The following is a 2,673-nucleotide window of genomic DNA, read 5'->3' as shown; positions in this document are numbered from 1 at the left end:
AGGTCGAGGGTCAGCAGGGCGACCTCGACCATCACGACGAACGGAAGGGCACTGCGCGCAATGGCCAGGACGTCGCTCAGGTCACGCCAGCCACGGGCGTCGGCGCGCAGGATGAAGTTCCCGACGAGAACCCGCAGCGGCAACGCGACGATGGTCGCGAGGCTCATGACGGAATGGAGCGCAAGCGAAGACGATCCGGGCCGGAGAAAGAGCGTCGCCAGGGCCATGGAGAGCGCGCCGATGATCCCCGCCGATGCGAGAAGCACGATAAAGGCGGCCGGCGCGCGGCCTGCCAACTGGAGCGATTGCACCAGCCAGCGCTTCTGCCACCCTGCCTTTGGCAAATGCGGTCCCATGCTCAAGCTCATCGAAATCTCCTGTTCGACACCGGCTCACCATCTCACTTCGGGTTGTCGCAAGGCAACGACTGCGGCGCCGCTATCCACAGCTTCACCGTCACGCGAAGCTCGGCACCGCCGCCTTCTCCTCGATGCCGTTCTCGTCGATACCGCCAAGAACCTCGCGCGCGGCAACGTATTGCCAGCAGAGACGCAGGTAGAGGATGGGCAGCAGGATCTCGACCGGCAGGCTCATCAGGAGGTTCGATGTCCAGACCGTGACCACGACTGCCGTCATCCAGACCACGCGCAGCTTCATGACCATCACGCTGTGAGAGGCGATCGCCTCGGACACCCCGAGCCGCAGCGCCGAACTGGAGCCGAGCCAGAACGGGTTCGCCATGCAGCAGACCATCTCCGCCAGCACCCAGACCTTGACACCGCCACCGAGAAACAGCCCGAAGGCAGAGCCTTCTCCGATGGAGATGGGACCGGTTCTAGGCGGCATGGCCCAGGAAATGGCGCTCAAGATGCCGAGGACCGCGAACGCCACGGGGACGATGCGCTTTGACAGATCCACCAGGTCGGCGAGGGTCATTGAGCCTCGACCGTCGGCGCGCATGATCTGGTTGATGGTGAGCACGAGGCAGGGCAACAGCGCGGCGGCGATCAGCGCCTGGCCGGCGAAATACCCGAACGAGGTGAGCCCCAGCTCGCGCAGGGCGCCCCGCAGGAGGGCGGCCACCAGAAGCCCGAGGATCATGACCAAAAAGCCCGCGGGCGACGCCAGCGCCAGCTGCAGCGCCTGCTTCACCCACCTGATGCCCCACCCTGCCTTTGGCTGGTGGGGGCCCATGCTCATAGCCATCGTTGCCTCCGCAGTCGTTTCGCGCAGGATACATGGGTTTTTCACAAACCGGTAGGCGGCGACGGAGCAAGCCTGTGGATGACCGGCCCGTTTCCGGGCCGGCCACCGAGATCAGTTGTCGAGGAGGGCACCGAGCTGCGCGGCCTGCGCTATCGCTTGGCGGTTCTGCAGCTCGAGACTGAGATAGGCGATGCGGGTGTTGATCGACATCACGTCCAGAATGCGGTGGAGATACGAATTGACCGTCCGGTCCTCCGCAGCTGCTTCCGGGAGCATCGCATAATGCGCAACCGTACGAATATCGATCGCCTGAAGTTCGGAGATCACGTCGGGGATATCGCGGTTATAGGCCGAATCCGCCGCCAGGGGCCTGAAGCCTTCGCTCGAGACCACGCCATCACGCATGTTCAGCGTCATGCCTTGAAGCTCGGTCGCTGCCGATAGGCGGGACTGCCGTCCTTGCTGTTCCGCGGCCCGTGCCACGCCCTCCGGAGTGAGCAGTTCCTCGGCAGTGACCGGCCGCGGCGGGGTCGGGTCGATCATGTTGCGCATCAGCCGCGTGACGACCCGGCGCGTTTGCTCATCCGACATGTCGATGGTCGGATCTTCGAGCATGATGGAGACATCCACCGTGCCATCCGAGCGACCGTCGTAGGGCTCGATGCCGTCAACGACGCTGCGGGCCAGCGCGGTCCCCCCTTGCTGCACCGCCGGGTCCGCGCCTGTCATCTGTGCCATGACATCGGCCCGGGCTTCGGAGCCGCGGCCGCCAGTGGTCCCGTTGGAGTCGCCCTTCGCGTAGAGGCCCGCGACCAGACAAACATCCTTCGGCGGGTCGAACTTGCCGCTTTCGGCCTCGGCGCGGAACTGGTCGCGCAGACGCTGGGTTTCGTTCTGCTGCGTGGCATCGAGGAAGCGCTTGTCGGCCTCGATCTGCTTGTCCATGTAGCTGCTGGTCTCGCCCGTCTGAAGACGCAGCGCCTCGATCAGGCGGTTCGCCAGCTCGTCGATCTTGTTGTCGACCACGACCTGGAGGTCCTTCACCTCCTGCTCGACGTCCTCGACCTCGTCCTCGACCCGCTTGACCGAGCGGTCGACCGTGTTCACGGCCGAAGTCGTGCCGTTTACGCTGCGGTTGATGGTCTGCGACGTCCATTCGGTGCCCCAAGGCGTCGCCTGCAGGCTGCCGGCGCTGATCAAGGCGAGCACGCTGGCCGTCGCGGCGGTGGACAGGATCTTCTTCATGATGGTCTCCATCTCTCTCATTGCCGCGACGAGGTGCCGAATTGCGACCAGATCGACTGCACGTCGCTCGAGGTGCTGCCGCCGGGCCCGGTATTGCCCGTCTCACGAGCGGACTGGGTCCGCGTCTGGGTGCGGGCCTGATTGCCCGACTGGTTGCCGGTCAGCTCGCGGATCAGGTTCTCGGGGTTCACGTTGTTCAGGAAGTCGAAACGCGAAGCGAAG

4 protein-coding genes are annotated in these 2,673 nt (G+C 65.0%); all 4 read right to left on the bottom strand.

Features of this window, described 5'->3' with window-relative positions:
* Window positions 1–368 (bottom strand): hypothetical protein (locus ACFDS3_RS20545; protein ID WP_375264182.1); only part of this gene is annotated, 368 nt, incomplete at its 3' end.
* An 88-nt stretch (window positions 369–456) separates the two neighbouring features.
* Window positions 457–1,206, bottom strand: a complete 750-nt coding sequence (locus tag ACFDS3_RS20540) for a hypothetical protein (RefSeq protein WP_375264181.1) — start codon at window positions 1,204–1,206, stop codon at window positions 457–459.
* 111 nt (window positions 1,207–1,317) lie between these two features.
* Window positions 1,318–2,451 (bottom strand): hypothetical protein, encoded by a 1,134-nt coding sequence (locus tag ACFDS3_RS20535; protein ID WP_375264180.1) that lies wholly within the window; start codon window positions 2,449–2,451, stop codon window positions 1,318–1,320.
* A 17-nt stretch (window positions 2,452–2,468) separates the two neighbouring features.
* The coding region (locus ACFDS3_RS20530) for a hypothetical protein (protein WP_375264179.1) at window positions 2,469–2,673 on the bottom strand (205 nt) is incomplete at its 5' end.

Source organism: Palleronia sp. (assembly GCF_042089775.1).
In the GTDB taxonomy this organism is placed as follows: domain Bacteria; phylum Pseudomonadota; class Alphaproteobacteria; order Rhodobacterales; family Rhodobacteraceae; genus Palleronia.
This window is presented reverse-complemented; position numbering and strand designations above follow the sequence as displayed.

Coding starts and splice junctions, on each gene's coding strand:
- ACFDS3_RS20540 (WP_375264181.1), bottom strand. CDS start 1,206: ATGGCTATGAGCATGGGCCCCCACCAGCCAAAGGCAGGGTGGGGCATC.
- ACFDS3_RS20535 (WP_375264180.1), bottom strand. CDS start 2,451: ATGAAGAAGATCCTGTCCACCGCCGCGACGGCCAGCGTGCTCGCCTTG.